Genomic DNA, 21,049 nt, shown 5'->3' with positions numbered 1-21,049 from the left:
ATTTTTCATTTCATATATGAATGTTCGGACACGATTTAGGTCGTGTCTTTTTGTTTCCATATAATTTTAGCATGAATCAAAAAATAGTTGAGTGGGACCCAATGAAAAATCAGCGTGAGAGATGAATCTTTCGGACTTGAAAATGAGCTTGAATAAATTTCATTTAACGAAAACTACCGAAAATAAAAAATGCCTAAATCCTTTTAAAATAAGGATTTAAGCATTTAGTGAAATCTACCGAAATCTCACAATGGAGACGGCGGGAGTCGAACCCGCGTCCAAACACATCGCCACTTAAAAATCTACGTTCATAGTCAACTCATTTGTGGTTTCGCTTTACAGCTTGCCGAGTGACAGGCATTCTGTATCGCTAGTCTGATGATCTCTTTAACAACTTACAGACAGAAAGTTGTCACGTATCCCACTAAATTTGAGACCCTTACTCGAGCACATGGGCGATGCCGAGAGGATCTACGCTAACTGTTTTTAGGCAGCTAAAGCGTAAGAGTTGTTTTCGTTTTTAGCAGTTATATTTAACTGTAACGTTTTAACGTAGACGTAACCTACGAAACGCAATTCAAGCTCAAACTGTGCCTGTCGAATCCGTAACGTCCCCGTTATAAACAAGGGTTACGTGTATTTTTCATACAATTAATATTATAGCACAAAATTGAATTTTTTCAATGAGAAACGATCACGGAAAAAGCAAATCGTCCGAAGTATCAAGAGATGATTCTCAATAGCTAATACTGTAAAAAATCATCTCTCAGTTACTCGGAAATATACATCGTATCTAGTTAAAAAGCTTTCAACATTCACCTGATATTGGCTAGATGAATCACCTTTCTACTAGCTAGCATCCTTATCAGCAGAATTTCATCGTTTTTCGATTAAAAATCAAATCAAGTCAAAATGTTTGAGCGCATGAACGATTCCGCCCTCAGTGTTTTTCTTTGTAATAAAAGTGGATAGTTCTTTGAGATCATTATAAGCATTGCCCATCGCGATCTTGTTGTCGCATGCTTCTAACAGTGCAAAGTCATTTGGTCCATCACCAAATCCAAATGTAGGCACATCAACAAGGTTTAATTCTTGTTTTAAACGTTTCACTCCTGCACCTTTCGAGATTCCTTTTTTGACCGTGTCAATCGAGTAAGGACCATTTCGATAAAAAGTTAGATCAGGAAATTGTTCATGATAATATTCATCCCCAGATTGAGAGAGGATAAGTAACATATTGATTGGATGATCCAAATAAGCTTGCGGATTGATTTCTGGTACATTTGAATGGATAAAGTTATAGGCATCAATCATCGTTTGTGTGTGTGCGGTACACCAAATATGTTGATGGTTATAAAATGAGAGCTGGTGCCCTTGTATTTGGACATGTTCGAGCATCTTTTGACAGTCTTCAGTTGCGATTATTTCAGAATGAACTTCTTGACCATCCACGCTGATGTAAGAACCATTCATCGTAACTGCAGAGGAAATACCAGCATCTGACATGATATGTTTGATTTCAGCTTCAGTTCGTCCAGTTGCTATGACTGGCAGGACGTTATTTGCCTGTAGTGCTTGCATTGCTTCGGCCACTTCTGGTGTGATTTTTGATTGAGCATCTAACAGTGTTCCATCAAGATCAAAAAAAGTAATTGCACGATAATTTGACACAAAAAAAACCCCTTTTTTATTCGATTACCCTTATCTTAACAAAGAATGAACAAAAGACAAACCTTTCGTGAAGAATTCCCGAATATATTGGTTCAAGTTGATTTTTAGAGTATACTAGAAAGAGAAATTTAGGAGGGATCATATGATTTTTTTAGTTGTCGGAGTATTTTTGACTATCCTAGGTTGCTTGTTTCTTTTTATCCCTTCTAAAGGGAATCTGCCTTTTTATGGTTACCACTCACCGCGAGCCACAAAATCCGATGTTCACTGGCGGTTAGCACAAAAAACAAGTGGAAAATATTTTTTTATTTTCGGTTTATTGATGGCCTTGATCGGCTATTTACTAAAATTAACTGGACAGACAAACTATTTTATAATCGAGATGTTGGTTTTAGTTTTTCCAATTATGCCGATTTTTATCTTAACTGAAAAAAAATTACAAGAACTCGATGATAGTATTGGAGGAAATAAAAAATGAATATTTTAATGATAGAAGATAATCAATCCGTATCTGAAATGATGCAGATGTTTTTTTTGAATGAAGGATGGGAAGCAACCTTTAAATATGACGGAAAAGAAGGTCTAGATGCTTTTTTAGAAAGACCGAATTACTGGGACATGATCACTTTAGACCTGAACTTGCCAACGATGGATGGTATGCTTGTTGGAAGAGAAATTCGGAAAGTCTCTAGTACAGTTCCGATCATTATGTTAACAGCTCGTGATTCTGAAAGTGACCAGGTTATTGGATTAGAGATGGGTGCAGATGACTATGTGACCAAACCTTTTAGTCCACTAACTTTGATTGCCCGAATGAAAGCTTTACACCGTCGTAGTGAATTGGTAGAGGTAAAAGAAGAAACAAACAACTCGGACGATCACTTCGATATCGAAACAGATCACTTTAAGATGAATACAAAAACACGTGAAGCTTATTTAAATAAAGCACCAATCGAAGGTTTGACACCGAAAGAGTTTGATCTACTATTTACACTAGCTAAAAAACCACGCCAAGTATTTTCTCGGGAACAATTACTGGAATTAGTGTGGGATTATCAATACTTTGGTGATGAACGAACGGTTGATGCGCATATCAAAAAGCTTCGACAAAAAATCGAAAAGGTTGGACCACAAGTCATTCAAACGGTTTGGGGCGTAGGTTATAAATTTGATGATTCTGGTGTGGCCTAATGCGCTATCTTTACCAGCAGTTATTAGCCTTTTGCGGAATGATCGCGATGATCATTTTGATCGTAGGTGTTTCTTTTACGCAACTGACTAAGCAAACCATTGAAGAAAATAATTATCAACAACTTTTTGGCTATGCAGAATCTGTCGAGAAGACAACACAGACATACACAGACACGTTTCCTCAATTAAGCCAAGATCAAGCGTTTCAAAATGCATTATTATTAACGGAACAAGTCTTATCAGAACAAAATGTCAATTTTATTTTTATCGATAAGAACGAACGGGTCATTTATCCTACTGATAATGTGGTATTGAACTTTACGATTAAAGCGGAACAATGGGATAATCTGCGTCATGGAAGACAAGTAAAATTTACCTCCAACAAAAATATACTAGGACAAAATCAAGCGACGTCTTATGCCTTAGTACCTTTTAATTTAAATCATGAATTTTATGGTGGCTTGGTTGTTAGTCAACCGGCTAAAAATATCGATAATAGTGTTCGATCGGTCACATTGAATCTGTTTAAAGGTTTTATTTTTTCAAGTATTGTTGCTATATTAGCGAGTTATGCGTTTGCTGCTTTTCAGGTTAAAAGGATCAATCGTTTACGTAATGCAACGAAAGAAGTCACGAATGGAAATTTTGATGTCCAATTGCCAGTTCATGATAAAGATGAATTTGATGAATTAGCGGATGACTTCAACAAAATGACGAATTCTTTAAAAGAATCTCAGGCTGAAATCGAAGAGCAAGAAAACCGCCGAAGACAATTTATGGCAGATGCTTCTCATGAAATGCGTACGCCGCTAACCACAATCAACGGATTACTTGAAGGTCTAAAATATAATGCAATTCCTGAAGACCAAAGAGAAAATGCGATCAACTTGATGAAAAATGAAACAGAACGACTGATACGCTTAGTTAACGAAAATCTAGACTATGAAAAAATCAGAACCAATCAAATCAGTATGGTTATTAAAAGATTCAATGGTACAGAAACATTGAAAAATATTGTGGCACAGCTTGAAACAAAAGCAGAAGCTGCAGGGAATGTTTTAGTTTTACAAGCAGAAGATGATGTGGAAGTGTATGCAGACTATGACCGATTTGTGCAAATCATGGTGAATATCATCCAAAATGCGATTCAATTTACAGAAAATGGAACGATCACGATCTCTTTAGAAAAAGGTTATCTAGAAACGATTATCCGAATTAAGGATACAGGTATCGGAATGACTGAACAACAAATGAAGAGTATTTGGGACCGTTATTATAAAGTTGATCCCTCAAGAAAGAATACAAAATACGGGGAATCAGGTCTAGGACTTCCAATCGTTCAACAGCTAGTTCGGCTTCATAAAGGAAAACTGGAAGTAGAAAGCGAACTGGGGACAGGAACAACATTTACAGTTAAATTACCAGATGTAGAAATAAAATAAACAAAGAGACTGATCCAAAAATTGGTTCAGTCTCTTTTAGTATCTCTAAAAACGAATAAACGGCGTTCAAGAAGCAATTCCTCAACAATTAAGAGAGGAGCTAAATAGTGTTCAAAGAACTGATCTTCGGCAATAAGGATGAAACTCTCAAAACATAGGAAGCTGTGAATTTCATCCTTATTACATAGGTCAAGTTGCTCTTTCCACGACCTCTTTTTATCGTTCATCATAGATTTGGTCGACATACTGACTATGAGCAATCGTTTCATCATGAGTCAGTAAAAGAATGGCAATTTTTTTGTTTTTGACTAGATAATCAAATAGATCAAGAATTTCTTGTGCTTCAATTACTTTAAGTTCATCCAGCACTTCTTCAATGATGAGTTTGTCTTTTTTAGCAAGTAACGCATGCAACAATTGAAGTTTGATTTTATCAAAAAGAGAGAGTTGATCAGGTTCTCTGTTAAGAAGTGCTGGATCAATCTTGAGCATTTCTTGAAAAGATAAACGTTCTTTTTTATTTTCAGATAAATTCAGTAGTACTTGATCTTTAGTTTTTAAATAAGGGAAGAGAGGCCAATCTTTTTGGACGATAAGTAATTGTTTGGGACTCGATACAATCGCTTGTTCTTTTAGCGCTGTTAATAGTTCTTCTTGTTTTGCTTTTGGGCAAAGAATAACAGCTAATTCTCCTAAAGACATTCTTGGCTTACATGTATTCATGAAAGATCACCTTACCTTTTTTTAGACGTTGATAGAAAATCGTAAATTGTAAGAGACTAATACATAGACTGATGGAGATAAGAAGGCCAACCGTTTGTAGGAAACTCTTAAACGTATCGAAGAAAAAAGCATCGTTTACAAAATCAATTTTAAAAAAAGTTTGTTGATCCATCGGTATGGCTAATGGTCGAGTAGTCGATATAAGTGAATGCGTGTCAGGTAATTCAAATAATCTTAGACTCCAAAAATTAAGATGTTGTAACAGTGCTTGATAAATGTTTTGAAAAAGCACAATTCCAATAAATAAGAGTATGCAACAGATCAGTAATGGTAAGATCATTTGCCAGATGATCAAAAGAAAAATTCTAGTTTTCGATAAACCAGCTAAACGCCAGTTGATCAATTCACGTTGGTCTTGTTTTAATGTTCGCTGAAAGAAAAAGATAAATGCGCCAACAAACAAGAACAGTAACAACAAGATCAGCTCGACATAAAATTGTTTCACTGATAGAAAAGACGGAAAGTGTACTTTTAAGGACGTCGTGTCCAAGAAACTAAGACGATCTTCAATTTGTGCATAAAGTGTTGATTGTAAATGATATAAGTTACACACAAGCATCAATAAAAAAGCAGTGACACTTGTAAATAAGCAACTAAAGAGTGTCTGTTTTTTATAATAACGCATTCTTGCAACTGAATAGCGGAGTATTCTCATCACTTTCACCTCATTTTAAATTATAGAAAATGAATATGAATAAAGTATGAAATTCATATAGTAAAATCAGGAAATCCCTATTTTTTAATAAACGAAAATGACGATAAATCAACTGTTCCGCTATATTTTGTGAATAAAATCCAATGTTCATGGATGGTTCTAATACGTGAGTTTAAGCTCTATTTTCTAGAAAAACGCCAGAGTAACTCAAATTAAAGTGCATGAAAAAAGCTAAGAATTAACGAAAAACAAGAATTGGTTTTCGTCAATCTTAGCTTTTATAATCATTACTTCTATGGGCACGTAATCCTTTTGAAAGAAAGGCTAGCTACTTATCAGATTCAGAAGAAGGAACTGAATCACTCGTCTGTGTCCCATTTATTTGTTGGTAAGTTTTGGTTTCATATAGATCTTTTGTTGATTGGTTATTGTTTTGACTAAAGACACTTGTTGATTTGTCACCTAGTTCTTTTTCTTTTTCAAGCAACTGTTTCATGCCGTTTTTGTAATCAAATTGACTTGCTTCAATTGGGTCTAACCCAGTATCTGTAGAAAAGCGGAGTAAGTCACCATTGTTGATTTGATCAGAAACAGCTAGCTGTTTATTCGCTTTTTCTTTCAATGCATCAATCTCATTTTGAACTTCTTGAGTCGGTTCTGTAATGGCTTGTCCAGTTTTGTTATCGTAAATCGTTCCACCATAATAAGTGTATTTAGGAGTAATAAAATCACCATCACGGAAAGTAACAAGTTGATCATGTTGCTTAGAAAAGAGATCTTGTCCTAGCTGATTGTAATTTTTGGTATCTACTCCTAACAGATGGAGTAGAGTAGGTAATGCATCCACTTGTCCGCCATAGGTATGATTGATTCCACCATTTGTTTGTCCAGGAAGATGGATCATGTAGGGAACTCGTTGCATTTGTGCATTGTCAAAGTTGGTCCATGTATCACTGGTTTTACCCACTAGTTCCGCTAACGATTTATTTCTAGAGTTAGAAATTCCGTAGTGATCACCATAAAGGACGATGACAGAATTATCATAAAGACCACTAGCTTTCAAATAGTTGAAAAATTCTTCAACTGCTGTATCGAGATAATTCGCTGTTGCAAAGTATCCGTTGATCGTTTCATCATTTGTCGTAGCTAGCGGGAAGCCTGCTTCTTCGTTTGTAAACTTAGAATAAGGATAATGATTAGATACCGCAATAAATTTAGAATAAAAAGGTTGTTGTAAATGTTCTAAATATTGTACTGATTGTTGGAAGAAAGGTTTATCATGCAATCCATATTGGAATGAATTGTCGTCATTGACATCATAATAAGAAGCATCAAAGAAATAGTTGTAACCTAATTTTTTATAGGTCTCATTACGATTCCAGAATGTACCAGCGTTACCATGGAAGGCGGCACTCGTATAACCTTGTGTCTGACTCAAAATATCAGGAGCAGCTTGGAAGGTATTCTTTCCACCTAATTGAGTGAATAACGATCCTTGATTTAAACCAAATAGTGAATTTTCAAATAAGGTTTCAGCATCACTGGTTTTACCTGCTTTAACTTGATGGAAGAAATTGTCAAAGCTAAATGTACTGTTACTATGATATAAACTATTCAGAAATGGCGTTACTTCATGTTCTACACCATTGGCATCTTTTAGTTTATAGTCGATCAAGAATTGTTGGAAACTTTCTAAATGGATATAAATCACATTTTTTCCTTTAGCAATACCAAATGTTTCATCATTTGGTTCAGCATAGTGATCTTTGATATAACTTTCTACTTCTTTCAGATCATTAGGACTTGCTTCTGCTCGTACTTGGTTCGTTTGGTAAGTCTGGATACCATCATAGACGGTAAACGCGTTGATACCTAAATATTTGACTAAATAATCTCTAGAAAAAGTACGAGTCAATAACTCTGGGCGATCGGCTTCTGCTAAAAATAAATTTCCAGAAAAAATCATGACTGACAAAGTCGAGATCGCAAAAGCCATTCGTGCACGAATCGGTTGTGGATCCATTTTGATTTTTTTGGTTATCAATAATGCAGCGACAATGATAAAGTCGATCCAATAAAGGACGTCATATGGTCTAAATAAGCGAATAGCACTTTCTCCAAGTCCGCTAGCTACTTTTCCTGCTCCCAAGATGGTATTGATCGTAATAAAATCCGTAAACTCACGATAATAAGTTACGTTAGAGAACACCAGTAAAGTCAATAGGAAATAAATGACCATCATTGTAATATAAGACGCCTTCGTCCGTCTCACATATAACGCAATCCCCATTAACAACAACGTGGTAGCGATCGGATTGATAAACAGTATAAAGTATTGTATGCCACTTTCGATGCCTAAATTGAAATCAAACAAATAGGCAAAAATTGTTTTTAGCCAAAGTAAAACAGCTAATAAAGAAAAAAATCCGAGCCTTTTATTCAAAAAGGCGGGTGTTTTTATTCGTCTCAATGTAATCTCCCTTTCCCCACTCTTCTCATTTACAGAGTGTTATGAAGTTATGATTGCTCAAACTACATATTCCATCCTATTTTACTAGTACGCAAATCCAGTGTCAATCGAAACCAAACGCTTACACCGGTGATTAAGGATTTCTTATTCTTTTGTGAACGCTAGCACTAAGACAGCCTGCTTAATATTTGGTATACTGATTAATGATAAAGGTAAAGTAGGTGAGTCAATGAAAGTACAAATTAAGAAAAAAGCAGGAAATCGTATCAAGAACGGTTATCCATTGATTCAAAAGGAAGATTTGGTCCAGTCGTACAATGAAACCACGCAGTGGATCGAATTGGTTGATCAACAAGATAATTTCTTAGCTAAGGGCTATTTAGGTAAACAAAACAAAGGAATCGGTTGGGTTTTGAGTCAACAAAATGAAACGTTTGACCAGGCATTTTTTGAGAAAAAGTTTTCTGAAGCTAAAGCAAAAAGACAAGCTTTTTTCATAGATGAACAAACAACAGCATTTCGTTTATTTAACGGAGAAGGGGATGGCATCGGTGGTCTGATCATTGATTATTATGAACACTATGCAGTATTTTCTTGGTATAATGAAACTCTTTATACTTACCGACATTTGCTCTTCTCAGCGTTTCAACAAGTTTATCCTGAGATAAAGGGTGCTTACGAAAAAATCCGTTTTGAAACAAATGAATTTCCTGAAAGTCAGTATGTTTATGGAGAAACAGCTCCTGAACCTTTAATCATCAAAGAAAATGGCGTCTCTTACGCCACTTATTTGAATGAAGGGCTGATGACAGGCATCTTTTTAGATCAAAAAGAAGTCCGAGGAGCTTTGATCGATGGACTTGGTCTAGGAAAGTCTGTTTTGAATATGTTTAGCTATACTGGGGCTTTTTCAGTTGCGGCAGCAATGGGTGGTGCTTTGGAGACCACGAGTGTTGACTTAGCAAAGCGAAGTTTGAAAAAAACACAGGAACAATTTGAAATCAACGGTTTGGATCTTCAGACACAAAAAATCATTGTGATGGATGTTTTTGCCTATTTTAAATATGCTAAAAGAAAGCAGCTGACTTATGATCTCATTGTGCTTGACCCTCCAAGTTTTGCGAGAAACAAAAAGAAAGTGTTCCGAGTAGCCAAAGATTATGGCGAATTGGTTAAAGATAGCTTGGCTATTTTATCGGACGAGGGAACGCTTATCGCTTCAACGAACGCAGCTAACGTGAGTACCGATCAGTTCAAAAAAATGATCGAAAATGAACTAATGCTAGCCAATGTTGAATATGAAGAAATCACTCGTTTTCGATTACCACAAGATTTCCAAACCATTGAAGCCTTTCCAGAAGGGGATTATTTAAAAGTATTTATCTATCAAATTAGGAAATAAGGGGGGAGGACAGATGGTGCAAGTGAAAGGACTAAACTTAGGAAAAGGACATCCTAAAATTTGTGCGCCAATGATCGGAGACACTCGTGAAGAACTTTTGCGAGAAGCGATTTTAGCCAAAGAAGCTGGTGCTGATTTAGTGGAGTGGCGAATTGATTATTATGAAGATGTCTTTCAATATGAAAAAGTCACAGAAACGTTGGTACTGATCCATGAGATGCTCGACGGGTTACCGGTGCTTTTCACTTTTAGAACAATAGCAGAAGGTGGCAAACGAGATATAACGATCCGAGCATATCACGAGTTGTACCTACAGATGATCCGCTCTGGTTTAGTCGATATGGTTGATTTAGGATTAGACAAAATTGAAAGCCTTGAAAAAGAGTTGTTAGCAGAAATCAAACAGCGCAACATCCCGCTGATTATCAGCAGTCATAATTTTAAAGAGACCCCAGCTGATCCAGTCTTATTGTATCAATTGAATATGATGGAACATCTTGGTGCAGATATCGGTAAAATAGCGGTAATGCCCCATAACGAACGAGATGTGTTACGTTTGATGGAGCTAACGAGACGGGCAGGAGCGTTTGTGTCCATGCCTCTGATTACAATGTCAATGGGACAGCTCGGAATGATTTCGCGCTTATCGGGAAATTTGACTGGTTCGGTCATGACCTTTGGTGCGTTAACCTCTGAAAAAGCATCAGCACCTGGACAAATCACTGTAAAGGAACTAAAATCAATAATCAAATTATTAAATTGAAACAATCTAATTTGAAGGTGAAAATGTTGGGAAAGAAAAAACAAGTGAAAACAAATGCGATCCGCTTAGTGGAGCAAAAGAAAATCAAGTATACTGAACATGAGTATGCTTGGGATGAAGCACATTTAAGTGCATCTTCTGTCGCTGAGCAACTTTCTGAAAGTGAACACCGCATTTATAAAACACTCGTAGCGGTTGGAAACAAAACAGGAACGATCGTAGCGGTCATTCCTGGTAATCGAGAGTTAGATCTAAAAAAATTAGCAAGAGTATCTGGAAACAAAAAAGTAGAAATGTTACATCTGAAAGACTTAGAAGCTACCACTGGTTATATTCGTGGTGGTTGCTCGCCAATTGGGATGAAGAAATTATTTCCTACTTATTTAGAACAAACAGCACAATCACAAGAAACGATCATTGTATCAGCAGGAAAAAGAGGACACCAAATGGAGCTAGCACCTCAAGCCATTTGTGATTTAACTAAAGGGACTTTTGCTGATCTTGTACTGTGATGCAGTCGGCAATTCATCAGTTTATCAACTAAAAAAAGAAAAAACAGTAACGAAAAGAGTCAGACATCTTCTACTCCCTTCGTTACTGTTTTCGTTTAATCAGCTAAGAAAAGCGGCATTCATTCCTGCTACATGTCCAGTTGCAAAAGCCGCAGTAATATTGAACCCACCAGTATATCCATTAACATCTAGCAATTCACCAGCAAAAAATAATCCATTGACCAATTTGCTTTCTAATGTTTTCGGATTGATCTCTTTTAGTGAAACGCCACCACCAGTCACAAAAGACTTTTCGATGGCAAAAGTTTTGGTTATTTTGAAAGAAAAATTTTTGCAAAGCTCCGCAAATTGTTGGATCTCTTTTTCTGTCGTTTGACTACCAGTTTGTTCCGTTAATCCACTTTTTTCAAGGAAAAAGAGAAGCAAGCGTTCAGGTAAAAAGCCATGCCAAGCATTACTCAATGTTTTCTTCGATTGTAGGCTTTTAGCAGTCAATTCGTTGATCAATTCTTGAAGCGAACGATTCGGAAAACAGTCTAAGACGACCGTGACAGGTTCTCCAGTCGTTTGCAACTCTTGATTGATGAAACTTGAACATCTCAATGCCGCAGGTCCAGAAATCCCAAAATGAGTGAAAAGCAAGTCCATAACATGTTCGGTGATGACTTTACCTTTCTTGTTTAGTACGCTTAAAGAAATATCTTGTAAAGATAATCCTTGCAAGGTTTTATCCTTGATAAAAGTTTCTTCAGAAACCAGTGGAGATTCTGTTGCATACAAGGGAGTGACAGTGTGACCGACTTTTTTAACGATTTTATAGCCATCACCTGTAGAACCAGTCGACGGATAGGTTCGCCCCCCAGTAGTTAATACGACACAAGAGGATTGAAATTCTTCAAATTCCGTTCGTACACCATAGATTTTTCCGTCGCTATGCACTAATTTTTCGACTCGGGTGCCAAAGAGCATCGTAACATTTAATTCATTTAAACGATGGATCAAGGCTTCGATAATCGTTTTTGACTTATTCGTCACAGGGAACATCCGACCATGATCTTCTTCTTTTAGATGAACACCTTGAGATTCGAAAAATTCCATGATATCAAAATTATTCCATTGGGAAAATGTACTGTATAAAAATTTGCCATTTCCAGGAATATGAGCAATCAAATCATCAACTGGACGGTTATTCGTGACATTACATCTTCCGCCACCTGTCATTAATAATTTTTTTCCAGCTTTTTTATTTTTTTCAATTAAGAGAACCCTTGCGCCATATTCAGCCGCACTAATTGCAGCCATCATACCACTAGTTCCAGCACCGACTACAATCACATCATAGGTTGTTTCCATTTCCTCACCTCAGAGAAAGTGTAGCATATTTATGAAAAGAAAGCAGGAAATGTTTTGAGCATCTAATAAAAATAGGCTAAAATAAAAGAAGATTATAAAAGGAGTGTGAAACAATGACAAACGCAACAGAATACGTCCAACGAATTCAAAATAATATTCATCAAAAAGACACAGGACAAGTCGAATTTTTACAAGCCATTGATGAATTTATGCCTTCAGCTACTCAATTTTTAGAAAAACATCCTGAATACATCAAACGCAATATTTTAGGATTGTTGTCAGAGCCAGAAAGAATCATTCAATTTCGCGTGCCGTGGCAAGATGACGAAGGAAACTGGCAAGTCAATCGTGGATACCGCATTCAGTACAATTCAGCAATCGGCCCTTATAAAGGCGGGTTGAGATTCCATCCGAGTGTGAATTTAAGTATTCTTAAATTTCTAGCTTTTGAACAAATTTTCAAAAATAGTCTAACTGGTCTACCAATCGGTGGAGGAAAAGGCGGAAGTGACTTTGATCCAAAAGGAAAATCAGACGATGAAATCATGCGTTTTTGTCAAAGTTTCATGCTGGAGCTATCCAAGCATATCGGTCCATCCATCGATGTACCTGCTGGAGATATCGGAGTCGGTGCCAGAGAAATCGGTTATTTGTTTGGAGAATATAAACGATTAAAACAATATGATGCCGGTGTCCTTACTGGAAAACCATTAGATTTTTGGGGAAGTAAGATTCGTACGGAAGCAACTGGATACGGATTGGTTTATTATGTCAAACATCTTTTACAAGCAGAAAAAGACTCTTTTGAAGGAAAAACAGTTCTGGTATCTGGTAGCGGAAACGTTGCCATCTATGCCATTGAAAAAGTTCAAGAATTAGGTGGGAAAGTCATCACATGTTCTGATTCCAGTGGGTTTATCTATGATCCAGAAGGAATCGACCTGGCACTATTAAAAGAAGTCAAAGAAGAAAAAAGGGAACGGTTGACCGCTTATGCAGAAAAACGTGATTCTGCTGTCTATCATGCTGGTCAATCTGTCTGGACTTTGAAAGAAACTGCAGATATCGCTCTTCCTTGCGCTACTCAAAACGAGATAGACGAAACGCTTGCTAACAACTTGGTTGAATGTGGTGTGAAAATCATCGCAGAAGGCGCAAACATGCCATGTACTCTTGAAGCTGTCAATGTTTTTGAAAAAGCCAATGTGTGGTATTGTCCTGGGAAAGCAGCTAATGCCGGCGGTGTCGCTGTCTCAGCATTAGAAATGAGTCAAAATGCTCAACGATTGTCTTGGGAAAGTGAACAAGTGGATCGCCAATTAGATGAAATCATGAAAAATATTTATCAAACGTGTCGCCAAACGGCAGCAGCTTATGGCAATGAAAAAAATCTATTGCTAGGAGCAAATGTTGCAGGTTTTGAAAAAGTAGCGAAAGTGATGTATGCGCAAGGATTAGTTTAGTGTTTGAAATTTTCTTGTAAATATTAGCTTCAATTCATTTATTTGCTTGAAAAATTGTAAAAAAAAACGTAAAGTATAAGCTGTATATTGATCTTTTAAAGGAGGAATAAAAAATGGCACATATTCATTTTGATTATTCAAAAGTAGCACCATTTGTTAATGAACATGAGTTAGGTTACATGCAAAGCCAAGTATCAATGGCAGATAAAGTATTACGTGAAGGTACAGGCGCAGGAAGTGATTTCCGTGGTTGGATCGATCTACCTACTAATTACGACAAAGAAGAATTTGCTCGTATCAAAGAAGCAGCGAAAAAAATCCAATCTGATTCTGAAGTTTTAGTAGTTATCGGAATCGGTGGTTCTTACCTAGGCGCTCGTGCAGCAATCGATTTCTTAAACCACACTTTCTTCAATTTATTAGATAGTGAACAACGTAAAGCACCACAAATTTTCTTTGCAGGAAACTCAATCAGCTCAACTTATATCGCTGATTTGATTGAAGTAATCGGAGATCGTGACTTCTCAGTAAACGTGATTTCAAAATCAGGTACAACGACTGAACCAGCTATCGCATTCCGTGTCTTCAAAGAATTACTTGTTAAAAAATATGGTCAAGAAGAAGCGAATAAACGTATCTATGCAACAACTGATAAAGCAAAAGGTGCAGTTAAAGTAGAAGCCGACGCAGAAGGTTGGGAAACATTCGTGATTCCTGATGACATCGGTGGACGTTTCTCTGTCTTAACGGCAGTAGGATTACTACCAATTGCTGTTAGTGGAGCAGATATCGATGCGTTGATGCAAGGAGCTGCAGATGCAAGCAAAGCTTATTCAAGTGATAAACTAGAAGAAAACGAAGCTTATCAATATGCAGCAATGCGTAACATCCTTTACCGTAAAGGGAAAGTAACTGAATTATTGATCAACTATGAACCAGGAATGCAATATTTCTCTGAATGGTGGAAACAATTATACGGTGAATCAGAAGGTAAAGACCAAAAAGGAATCTACCCTTCAAGTGCGAACTTCTCAACTGACTTACATTCACTAGGTCAATATATTCAAGAAGGACGCCGTAACATCTTTGAAACGATCGTTAAAGTTGAAAAACCACGTAAATCAATTACAATTCCAGAACAAGCTGAAGACCTAGATGGTTTAGGTTACTTGGAAGGAAAAGAAGTAGATTTCGTCAATACAAAAGCTTTTGAAGGAACTTTATTGGCTCATACAGATGGCGACGTACCAAACTTATTAGTTAAAATTCCAGAAATGGATGCTTACACATTAGGTTATACAATGTACTTCTTTGAAATTGCTGTAGGTATTTCAGGTTACTTAAATGGAATTAACCCATTTGACCAACCTGGTGTTGAAGCATATAAGAAAAACATGTTCGCACTTCTAGGTAAACCAGGCTTTGAAGACCTTGCCAAAGAATTGAACGAACGTTTGTAATATAAGGTTTTTAGTCAGATTTAAAAAAATAGTGATAGAAACATGTTCGCTTGAAAATAAAACTAGTGATAGTTTTAGTGATAGTGAAAGTAAAAAAGCGCTCAATTTGAGTGCTTTTTTATTTGCTCTTCTATATAGTTTTCTAATTGGTTCATTGATCTTTTTTTCACTTCGGGAGAAATATGGGCATAGACTTGTGTAGTAGAAACATCTTTATGTCCTAAAAAATCTTTGATATCTTCTAAAGGTATTCCTGCTTGTCTCGTTCTAGCTGCAAAAGTATGTCTACCATCATGCACAGTTATGTGGGGGAGATTGGCACGTTTTTCAATTCTATGAGAAGCACCGTTAACGGTTCGATCTCTTATTGGAATACCTTTATTTTTACCGTAAGTATTTATAAAAATAAATGCTTCGTGGTCATCTGTTTCAGGTAAAAAACCAAATTCTTTTATTACTTGATTTCTTAAAGTCAATAAGGCTTTCTTTAATCGTTTTGTCATAGGCAATGATCGTGTACCAGATGGGGTTTTTGTGTCATCTGTAATAATTAAACCTTTGTTAGGTCCTTTTTCAGCAGCCCCAAGTCGTTCACGATTGATATTAAGTGTATTCTGAGAAAAATCAATATCAGCCCATTGTAGCCCTAAAGCTTCTGATTTTCGCAATCCTTGATCAAATATAATAAGAAAAAAGGGATACCATATAAATGATTTCTCTTTTTTGGCAAATTCGAGAAATAGTTCAGATTGATCAAAAGTATAATATTTAACTTTCTTTTTATCAGATAGATTTCTTGGAAACTCAACAAAACTAGTAGGGTTATTCTTTATATATCCTAACTGAATAGCTTTTTTGAAAGCATTGCTAAGAGTGGCATTGATACTTTTGGCTGTTGTTACTGAGAGACCTTCCTTAGTTCTACCTAAACCCTTTTTAGTAAGTAACTGATTGATGAATCTTTGATGATCAGCTCTAGTATATTTATCTAGTTTATATTTTCCAATATAAGGATTGATGTACATTTTTATATTTGCCCTATGAACTATTCTTGTTCCTTCTTTAACATTCATTTTATAGTTATTAATCCAATCGTCCATGAATTTTTCTATAGTTAATTTCTTAGGATTATTTTGTATATATTCTTCAGAAGCTATTTGTCCTTCAATGATTTTTGCGAATTTTTCAGCTTCTTCAAAACTTTTAAATCCTTTTTTATGAATTTTTCTTTGTAACTTTGTCCCGGGATCAATCCCATTTGATACATAGACTTCATAACGGTAACCTTTTGATTTTTTTAAATAGTACTTTTTAATGGAGGCCATTAAAATCAATCCTTTCGTAATTCATGCCCAATAGTAAGATATTTCAAGTTGGGTATATTTATTAAAATGTGTATTTAGATAAGATTCGTACTAATAAAAATAAAATATGAACTTATGTTCTTTTGTATCTAAAAAGAAAAGCCCGAAGGCTTTATTATAAAAATTTATTTACAACATCAATAATTTGGTTTGAATAGTTATAGATATCTATTGGTTCTTTTAATTCATAAACTGTATGATTTTCATCATTCAGCTCAATTTTCATTCCGTTTGTATTAAATCGGACACGTAAAATCCATTTTCTTATATTATCATCTAACAAAATATTGAAATAACTTCTATTGTCACGATAGAATAATCGATCCAAAGGAATCGTATCTTTTAAGACTACTTTACAAATAGTATAAGCTTCTAATTCTTCAGGGGTCGTAACAATTTCACTATCTGTTTCATCTGTAGTATTAGATTCTGATTTAGTTTCATTGTCCTCAACAGTGACGGATGTCTTTAAAGCAGCACTCAGTTTATCATTTACTCTTTCAGCAATAAATTGGTTTAGCCCTTTTTTTATAATAGGTTTAAATTTTTCAACGGTTTGTTTAGTTTTCATACCATCATAAATTTCAGTAAGTAAATATTTTACGAAATCTTCAGTTGGATCATTGAGTTCAGAAGAAAGATAATTTTTTAATGAATTTAAATATTTAAGCTCAGCTGCAGAGCTCGTAATTTTATCTACGTCAAAATTATCTTTGTGAAATTTAGCTAATTCTGGGATTTGGCTGTCTTTAATTTTAGTAATATTAACAGTCAAAAATGGTGTAAGATCCATTTTATTTGGTTCATCTAAATCAGTAAAAAATTTATACTCTTCTCCGTTAGTTAATATTCCAAATTTCGATACTGTAGTGCCGAAATATCTGAATAATTGAGAATCATGTTTTGTTAATTGTTCATTAATTGATTTTGCTTCTATAAGTATAGTTGGTTGACCTTCAAGAACAATTGCATAATCAACTTTTTCACCTTTCTTTATTCCAACATCTGCAGTAAATTCTGGTACGAATTCGGTTGGATTAAATAAATCATAGCCTAATGCTGCGAAAAAAGGCATAATTAGAGAAGTTTTAGTAGCTTCCTCGGTTCCGATGCTATCTTTAAGCTCAACAACTCGTTTTCCTAATTGTTTTAATGTATCTTGAAATTTTTCTAACTCCATAGTTTTCCTCCGGTATTTTTTTCACTCCCACTTAGGGCAGGAAGTAGTAGCCACCAATTAAATTAAAAATCTATACACGCTTTCAGGAAGCCCATACAAATTTGTTAATTCCTCGACTTTTCTAGGGTATTTATCGTTGTCTTCTTTATAAAGAGAAACAATGAGATTAGCGGCAAAGCAATTCGCTTCGCTCTCTGATTTACTTCTGGATGTTTTGGTTGATACGTAATAGCTAGATAACCCACGATGAAATATAGCGTGACCAAGTTCGTGAGCGCAAATATAGAACCGTTCTTCAGAATACTTCAGTTCGTGATTTAGAAGAATAATTGAGCGTCCTAATAATTCTTGAAATTGCCCCTTTGGGTTATTCAAAAAGGGAACGTATCTAATTTGAATATCCATTTTTTCACAAATAGTAAAGGGATTAGCAGAATTATATTTTTGTTTTAGTCTACCGACTAGACTAATTACGTCCATCTCCATAGAAAATCACTTCTCTTTACTTTTGTCTTCTTTTCTAAATTCCCAAAATAGACCAGTTAAAACATCTTTTACCCGTTGTTTCTCTTCATCTGTTAATGTTTCACCACCATAAGCCATGTTAACGTTGGAATCGAGCATTTTATCTAACTCAATTAAATCATTTTCATCGGCCCATTTTGGCGTTTTATTTCTTCCTAATAAATAATCAGTAGTAACATCAAAAATATTAGCTAAAGATTGAAGAATAGAAAAGTCAGGCTCTCTCTTTCCACTTTCATAGGCTGTATAAGCAGGGCGAGTAATTCCTAACTTATCAGCAACTTCTTGTTGTGTCATTTTCTTTGAAAGCCTCAATTCTTTGATTTTTTCTGGAAACATTTAGACACCCACTTTCTATATAAAGGGTAACATGCTGTTACGTATAAATGAATCGAAAAACAAGTAACTTTTTGTTACTTATTTCATTGACAAGTAACCATATGTTACTTATAATGTGTTTGTAACGAAATGACACGTAAATAGGAGGTATATGATGAGGAAATGGCTAATTGAAAAAAGAGAGCAACAAAATCTAACTCAAGAAAAAGTAGCTAAAAGATCAGGAATTCAGCGTTCTTATTATAGTATGATTGAGAGTGGCAAGAGAAGTCCTAGTCCATATGTAGCTATGAAAATTGCTACTGTTTTATCCTTTGATTGGACTATTTTTTTTAACTATCAAAGTAACAAAATGACACATAACGAGGCGATCAAATAAAAAAGAACAATAAAGATTTTCTTGAAGGTAAATTTTGTACGATAGTTTTGTCAATATTACTTTCTATTATTGTTTCAATTGTTTACCAAATATTAGTTAACTAAAAAAGGAGTGCTTTTTATGTCACACCAAGAAAAAATAAACATCGTACTTGATGCAAGACCTAGACTAGTACACATCATCAAATGTGCTACAGATGTTCAACTTGATCTTTTAGTTGAAGAAGTTCAAAAAGAGCTTGAACGTGAATTAGACGAAACAGCTTTTGTTTGATTCTTTAAATTAATAGTATAAAAAAATTGCTCGTATTGATATATGGGCGAATAAGAAATTGAGGTGTTTAAACTGTTAAAACAATCAGCTGTCATTCGAGAATCATTAATCAAGGTGATAAATAAGAGTGGCAAAACGAAGAAAGAAATAGCAAAGCAAGTTAATGTATCTCAACAGTCATTGAGTGATTGGACAACGCCACATAATACTAAGCCTGTGACGTTAGAAAATGCTCAAGCTTTAACTGATCATTTTCGAGATTCAGATTTTACTCTCCATGTAATCCATAAATTTTTTGGATTATTTAAATCAATTGATGGAGATGTTTATAGAAGAGACCCCTCGTCACTAGATAAGCTTCAAATGATAGAATCCGATGAGCGAAAACAAAAGAAACAAGAAGTTGAGAAAATTCTTCTCAAAAATGAGGATTATTTAACCGCTGAGGATCGTCAGCAAATCATTTCATATGCATATGAGTTTTTAGACGAGATCATGATTGAAATGACTCTGATCAGTGTACTATGCGAAATTCTTGGAATTGATATTCGTCAACTAAGCGAGCAGCGTTTAACTTATTGGATCAGTCAAGGATACATGAAAGGAGAATTAAAATGAAGATTTCACAAATGGAAAGAGTGGTCCCTTTAGTTCAAAAAAAGCAACCAAAAGAAAGAGTTTGGAAGAAAGCTAAAGATATTGCTGAATATTTCGGTGTCTCATTAGCTACTATTTCTAAATGGACGAATTCAAAAAATGATCCGTTACCTTCTCGAAGGGTTCGAGGTGTTTTGCAGTATGACTTCGAGTTAGTGAAGGAATGGGAAGAACGCAATACTAATTAGAAAGGAATGTGAAGCAATGAGAACGGTTTTTAAAATGACTGTCAAAAGCGCTTTGCTTATGTGTCTTGTAGCAATCATACTGACAAGTATCAACCCGGCATATGCGCTGATTTATTGGGGAACTTTAGTAGTTGTTACTGCTGTAAGAGAAAGTTTCAAAATGCCAACACAAAAAAGACCGACCAGCGATGGCCGTCGCTAATCGGTAACATAAAAAAACATAACTAAGGAGATTTTACCATATGAATCCAAAAATTAAAAATTTAATTGAAGAACTAATACATGAGTGTAACGAAAGTGATGTAGCCATCACTCTTGGGGCGATTGATCCAAGTGTAGATGAAGCAACTGTTGTATTTGGTGGAACATTTGCTTTGCAAACAATTGTACTAACACTAATGAACGATAAGTTTAAAGAATGTATACGAACTAATGATTGCGATTGTCCTGCATGTAAGGCTACAAAGGAGATGATGTTTAATGAATGACTTTGCCTCATCGTTAGATCAATACCTAAATACTCCAGATTGGGGAAGACCACAAACTGAGGAGGATTAAGATGAGTAAATCAACTTTAGACATGAGCCATCAAGAATGGCTCGAAGACCGCAAAAGAGGTATTGGTGGTTCTGATGTCGCAACAGTACTTGGATTGAATAAATACAAATCCCCTTATCAATTATGGCTTGAGAAAACGGGTCAAATTGAATTAAAAGATTCAGAGAGCGAACCAGCTTATTGGGGCAATGTTTTAGAAGAAGTTGTTGCCAAAGAATTTCAAGAACGAACAGGCAAAAAGGTCCGTAGAAGAAACCAAGTGTTTGAACATCCGTTACATCCATTCTTAAGAGCAAATATCGATCGTGATGTAGTAGGAGAAAATGCCATTCTTGAATGTAAAACAGCGAATCAATTTTTTAGCAAAGAATGGGAAGGAGAAGAAGTGCCACTTAGTTATTTGTGTCAAGTGCAACATTAC

Annotated in this window: 23 protein-coding genes, 1 other RNA gene and 1 pseudogene; 15 read left to right on the top strand and 10 right to left on the bottom strand. The window is 35.4% G+C overall.

Translation table 11 applies throughout. The features are described from left to right. Positions 1–248: 248 nt before the first annotated feature. Both ssrA and AB5M32_RS03935 read right to left on the bottom strand, forming a co-directional pair. Positions 249–616: a transfer-messenger RNA gene (ssrA, locus tag AB5M32_RS03940) on the bottom strand. A 281-nt stretch (positions 617–897) separates the two neighbouring features. After that, entirely contained in the window at positions 898–1,671 is a 774-nt protein-coding gene (locus AB5M32_RS03935; RefSeq protein ID WP_010737850.1) for a Cof-type HAD-IIB family hydrolase, read from the bottom strand. 142 nt (positions 1,672–1,813) lie between these two features. On the opposite strand from AB5M32_RS03935, the pseudogene AB5M32_RS03930 reads away from it, so the two are divergent. The 3 genes and pseudogenes from AB5M32_RS03930 to AB5M32_RS03920 all read left to right on the top strand — a co-directional run bounded on the left by AB5M32_RS03930 (position 1,814) and on the right by AB5M32_RS03920 (position 4,304). Further along, a pseudogene (locus tag AB5M32_RS03930) lies at positions 1,814–2,171 on the top strand (SdpI family protein). Then, complete coding sequence (locus AB5M32_RS03925; RefSeq protein WP_010718417.1) at positions 2,146–2,862, top strand: response regulator transcription factor; 717 nt, start codon at positions 2,146–2,148, stop codon at positions 2,860–2,862. The pseudogene AB5M32_RS03930 and the gene AB5M32_RS03925 overlap by 26 nt, the downstream one beginning before the upstream one ends. Next, complete coding sequence (locus AB5M32_RS03920; RefSeq protein WP_010718416.1) at positions 2,862–4,304, top strand: HAMP domain-containing sensor histidine kinase; 1,443 nt, start codon at positions 2,862–2,864, stop codon at positions 4,302–4,304. Before AB5M32_RS03925 ends, AB5M32_RS03920 begins: the two co-directional genes overlap by 1 nt. A 216-nt stretch (positions 4,305–4,520) precedes the next feature. On the opposite strand, the gene AB5M32_RS03915 is transcribed toward AB5M32_RS03920, so the two are convergent. The 3 genes from AB5M32_RS03915 to AB5M32_RS03905 form a co-directional block, all read right to left on the bottom strand. Continuing rightward, a complete protein-coding gene (locus AB5M32_RS03915) occupies positions 4,521–5,027 on the bottom strand; it encodes a hypothetical protein (RefSeq protein WP_178285912.1) in 507 nt (168 codons plus the stop codon). Next, positions 5,014–5,742, bottom strand: coding sequence for a hypothetical protein (locus AB5M32_RS03910; protein ID WP_178285914.1), 729 nt, complete (start codon positions 5,740–5,742; stop codon positions 5,014–5,016). The genes AB5M32_RS03915 and AB5M32_RS03910 overlap by 14 nt, the downstream gene beginning before the upstream one ends. Before the next feature lie 328 nt (positions 5,743–6,070). After that, on the bottom strand, positions 6,071–8,212 hold the full coding sequence (locus AB5M32_RS03905; protein WP_010718413.1) for an LTA synthase family protein: 2,142 nt from the start codon (positions 8,210–8,212) through the stop codon (positions 6,071–6,073). Positions 8,213–8,441: 229 nt separating this feature from the next. Here AB5M32_RS03905 and AB5M32_RS03900 point away from each other — a divergent pair, with 229 nt between their 5' ends. Genes AB5M32_RS03900 through ybaK form a run of 3 tightly spaced genes read left to right on the top strand, consistent with a single transcriptional unit; the run spans position 8,442 to position 10,889 of the window. Beyond that, the gene (locus AB5M32_RS03900) at positions 8,442–9,614 is read left to right on the top strand and encodes a class I SAM-dependent rRNA methyltransferase (protein WP_010737846.1); all 1,173 of its coding nucleotides are present in this window, start codon (positions 8,442–8,444) and stop codon (positions 9,612–9,614) included. 13 nt (positions 9,615–9,627) lie between these two features. Next, on the top strand, positions 9,628–10,377 hold the full coding sequence (aroD, locus tag AB5M32_RS03895; RefSeq protein WP_178285916.1) for a type I 3-dehydroquinate dehydratase: 750 nt from the start codon (positions 9,628–9,630) through the stop codon (positions 10,375–10,377). Between the two features lie 26 nt (positions 10,378–10,403). Then, positions 10,404–10,889, top strand: coding sequence for a Cys-tRNA(Pro) deacylase (gene ybaK, locus AB5M32_RS03890; RefSeq protein ID WP_063627716.1), 486 nt, complete (start codon positions 10,404–10,406; stop codon positions 10,887–10,889). A 99-nt stretch (positions 10,890–10,988) separates the two neighbouring features. Here the strand turns inward: ybaK and AB5M32_RS03885 are convergent, their stop codons facing one another. After that, entirely contained in the window at positions 10,989–12,242 is a 1,254-nt protein-coding gene (locus AB5M32_RS03885) for an NAD(P)/FAD-dependent oxidoreductase (RefSeq protein ID WP_178285918.1), read from the bottom strand. 113 nt (positions 12,243–12,355) lie between these two features. Between AB5M32_RS03885 and gdhA the strand changes: the two genes are divergently transcribed. After that, positions 12,356–13,705, top strand: coding sequence for an NADP-specific glutamate dehydrogenase (gene gdhA / locus AB5M32_RS03880; RefSeq protein ID WP_010718408.1), 1,350 nt, complete (start codon positions 12,356–12,358; stop codon positions 13,703–13,705). Between the two features lie 113 nt (positions 13,706–13,818). Further along, positions 13,819–15,165 (top strand): glucose-6-phosphate isomerase, encoded by a 1,347-nt coding sequence (locus AB5M32_RS03875; RefSeq protein ID WP_178285920.1) that lies wholly within the window; start codon positions 13,819–13,821, stop codon positions 15,163–15,165. Between the two features lie 101 nt (positions 15,166–15,266). Here AB5M32_RS03875 and AB5M32_RS03870 read toward each other — a convergent pair whose 3' ends face one another. From AB5M32_RS03870 to AB5M32_RS03855, 4 genes are all read right to left on the bottom strand, one after another. Continuing rightward, entirely contained in the window at positions 15,267–16,490 is a 1,224-nt protein-coding gene (locus AB5M32_RS03870; protein ID WP_178305833.1) for a site-specific integrase, read from the bottom strand. 154 nt (positions 16,491–16,644) lie between these two features. After that, a complete protein-coding gene (locus AB5M32_RS03865; RefSeq protein ID WP_053766638.1) occupies positions 16,645–17,709 on the bottom strand; it encodes a type I restriction endonuclease in 1,065 nt (354 codons plus the stop codon). Between the two features lie 57 nt (positions 17,710–17,766). Then, a complete protein-coding gene (locus tag AB5M32_RS03860) occupies positions 17,767–18,195 on the bottom strand; it encodes an ImmA/IrrE family metallo-endopeptidase (RefSeq protein WP_010718404.1) in 429 nt (142 codons plus the stop codon). 6 nt (positions 18,196–18,201) lie between these two features. After that, positions 18,202–18,573 carry a helix-turn-helix domain-containing protein gene (locus AB5M32_RS03855; RefSeq protein ID WP_002320147.1) on the bottom strand — a complete coding sequence of 124 codons (372 nt, stop codon included), beginning with the start codon at positions 18,571–18,573 and terminating at the stop codon, positions 18,202–18,204. A 154-nt stretch (positions 18,574–18,727) separates the two neighbouring features. Here AB5M32_RS03855 and AB5M32_RS03850 point away from each other — a divergent pair, with 154 nt between their 5' ends. The 7 genes from AB5M32_RS03850 to AB5M32_RS03820 form a co-directional block, all read left to right on the top strand. Beyond that, positions 18,728–18,952: a helix-turn-helix transcriptional regulator gene (locus tag AB5M32_RS03850; protein WP_164445109.1), complete on the top strand. Its 225-nt coding sequence runs from the start codon at positions 18,728–18,730 to the stop codon at positions 18,950–18,952. Between the two features lie 120 nt (positions 18,953–19,072). Then, positions 19,073–19,225 carry a hypothetical protein gene (locus AB5M32_RS03845; protein ID WP_164445110.1) on the top strand — a complete coding sequence of 51 codons (153 nt, stop codon included), beginning with the start codon at positions 19,073–19,075 and terminating at the stop codon, positions 19,223–19,225. Positions 19,226–19,288: 63 nt separating this feature from the next. Next, positions 19,289–19,843: a hypothetical protein gene (locus AB5M32_RS03840; RefSeq protein WP_096710163.1), complete on the top strand. Its 555-nt coding sequence runs from the start codon at positions 19,289–19,291 to the stop codon at positions 19,841–19,843. Beyond that, positions 19,840–20,070 carry a DNA-binding protein gene (locus AB5M32_RS03835; protein ID WP_010718399.1) on the top strand — a complete coding sequence of 77 codons (231 nt, stop codon included), beginning with the start codon at positions 19,840–19,842 and terminating at the stop codon, positions 20,068–20,070. The genes AB5M32_RS03840 and AB5M32_RS03835 overlap by 4 nt, the downstream gene beginning before the upstream one ends. 16 nt (positions 20,071–20,086) lie before the next feature. Then, a complete protein-coding gene (locus AB5M32_RS03830; RefSeq protein ID WP_010718398.1) occupies positions 20,087–20,272 on the top strand; it encodes a hypothetical protein in 186 nt (61 codons plus the stop codon). Between the two features lie 40 nt (positions 20,273–20,312). Then, positions 20,313–20,558: a hypothetical protein gene (locus AB5M32_RS03825; protein WP_096710164.1), complete on the top strand. Its 246-nt coding sequence runs from the start codon at positions 20,313–20,315 to the stop codon at positions 20,556–20,558. Between the two features lie 71 nt (positions 20,559–20,629). Then, positions 20,630–21,049: YqaJ viral recombinase family protein (locus AB5M32_RS03820; protein ID WP_368014328.1), on the top strand; the 420-nt coding region annotated here is incomplete at its 3' end.

Source organism: Enterococcus sp. C57 (assembly GCF_040887305.1).
Lineage (GTDB): Bacteria > Bacillota > Bacilli > Lactobacillales > Enterococcaceae > Enterococcus_B > Enterococcus_B hirae.
The sequence above is the reverse complement of the archived record's forward strand: the minus strand, read 5'-3'. Positions and strand labels throughout refer to the sequence as shown.

Excerpts from the sequence above, each read along its gene's own strand:
- AB5M32_RS03925 (WP_010718417.1), top strand. The coding sequence starts at position 2,146 with ATGAATATTTTAATGATAGAAGATAATCAATCCGTATCTGAAATGATG.
- AB5M32_RS03920 (WP_010718416.1), top strand. The coding sequence starts at position 2,862 with ATGCGCTATCTTTACCAGCAGTTATTAGCCTTTTGCGGAATGATCGCG.
- AB5M32_RS03915 (WP_178285912.1), bottom strand. The coding sequence starts at position 5,027 with ATGAATACATGTAAGCCAAGAATGTCTTTAGGAGAATTAGCTGTTATT.
- AB5M32_RS03910 (WP_178285914.1), bottom strand. The coding sequence starts at position 5,742 with ATGAGAATACTCCGCTATTCAGTTGCAAGAATGCGTTATTATAAAAAA.
- AB5M32_RS03900 (WP_010737846.1), top strand. The coding sequence starts at position 8,442 with ATGAAAGTACAAATTAAGAAAAAAGCAGGAAATCGTATCAAGAACGGT.
- aroD (WP_178285916.1), top strand. The coding sequence starts at position 9,628 with ATGGTGCAAGTGAAAGGACTAAACTTAGGAAAAGGACATCCTAAAATT.
- AB5M32_RS03885 (WP_178285918.1), bottom strand. The coding sequence starts at position 12,242 with ATGGAAACAACCTATGATGTGATTGTAGTCGGTGCTGGAACTAGTGGT.
- gdhA (WP_010718408.1), top strand. The coding sequence starts at position 12,356 with ATGACAAACGCAACAGAATACGTCCAACGAATTCAAAATAATATTCAT.
- AB5M32_RS03875 (WP_178285920.1), top strand. The coding sequence starts at position 13,819 with ATGGCACATATTCATTTTGATTATTCAAAAGTAGCACCATTTGTTAAT.
- AB5M32_RS03870 (WP_178305833.1), bottom strand. The coding sequence starts at position 16,490 with ATGGCCTCCATTAAAAAGTACTATTTAAAAAAATCAAAAGGTTACCGT.
- AB5M32_RS03865 (WP_053766638.1), bottom strand. The coding sequence starts at position 17,709 with ATGGAGTTAGAAAAATTTCAAGATACATTAAAACAATTAGGAAAACGA.
- AB5M32_RS03860 (WP_010718404.1), bottom strand. The coding sequence starts at position 18,195 with ATGGAGATGGACGTAATTAGTCTAGTCGGTAGACTAAAACAAAAATAT.
- AB5M32_RS03855 (WP_002320147.1), bottom strand. The coding sequence starts at position 18,573 with ATGTTTCCAGAAAAAATCAAAGAATTGAGGCTTTCAAAGAAAATGACA.
- AB5M32_RS03850 (WP_164445109.1), top strand. The coding sequence starts at position 18,728 with ATGAGGAAATGGCTAATTGAAAAAAGAGAGCAACAAAATCTAACTCAA.
- AB5M32_RS03845 (WP_164445110.1), top strand. The coding sequence starts at position 19,073 with ATGTCACACCAAGAAAAAATAAACATCGTACTTGATGCAAGACCTAGA.
- AB5M32_RS03835 (WP_010718399.1), top strand. The coding sequence starts at position 19,840 with ATGAAGATTTCACAAATGGAAAGAGTGGTCCCTTTAGTTCAAAAAAAG.
- AB5M32_RS03830 (WP_010718398.1), top strand. The coding sequence starts at position 20,087 with ATGAGAACGGTTTTTAAAATGACTGTCAAAAGCGCTTTGCTTATGTGT.
- AB5M32_RS03825 (WP_096710164.1), top strand. The coding sequence starts at position 20,313 with ATGAATCCAAAAATTAAAAATTTAATTGAAGAACTAATACATGAGTGT.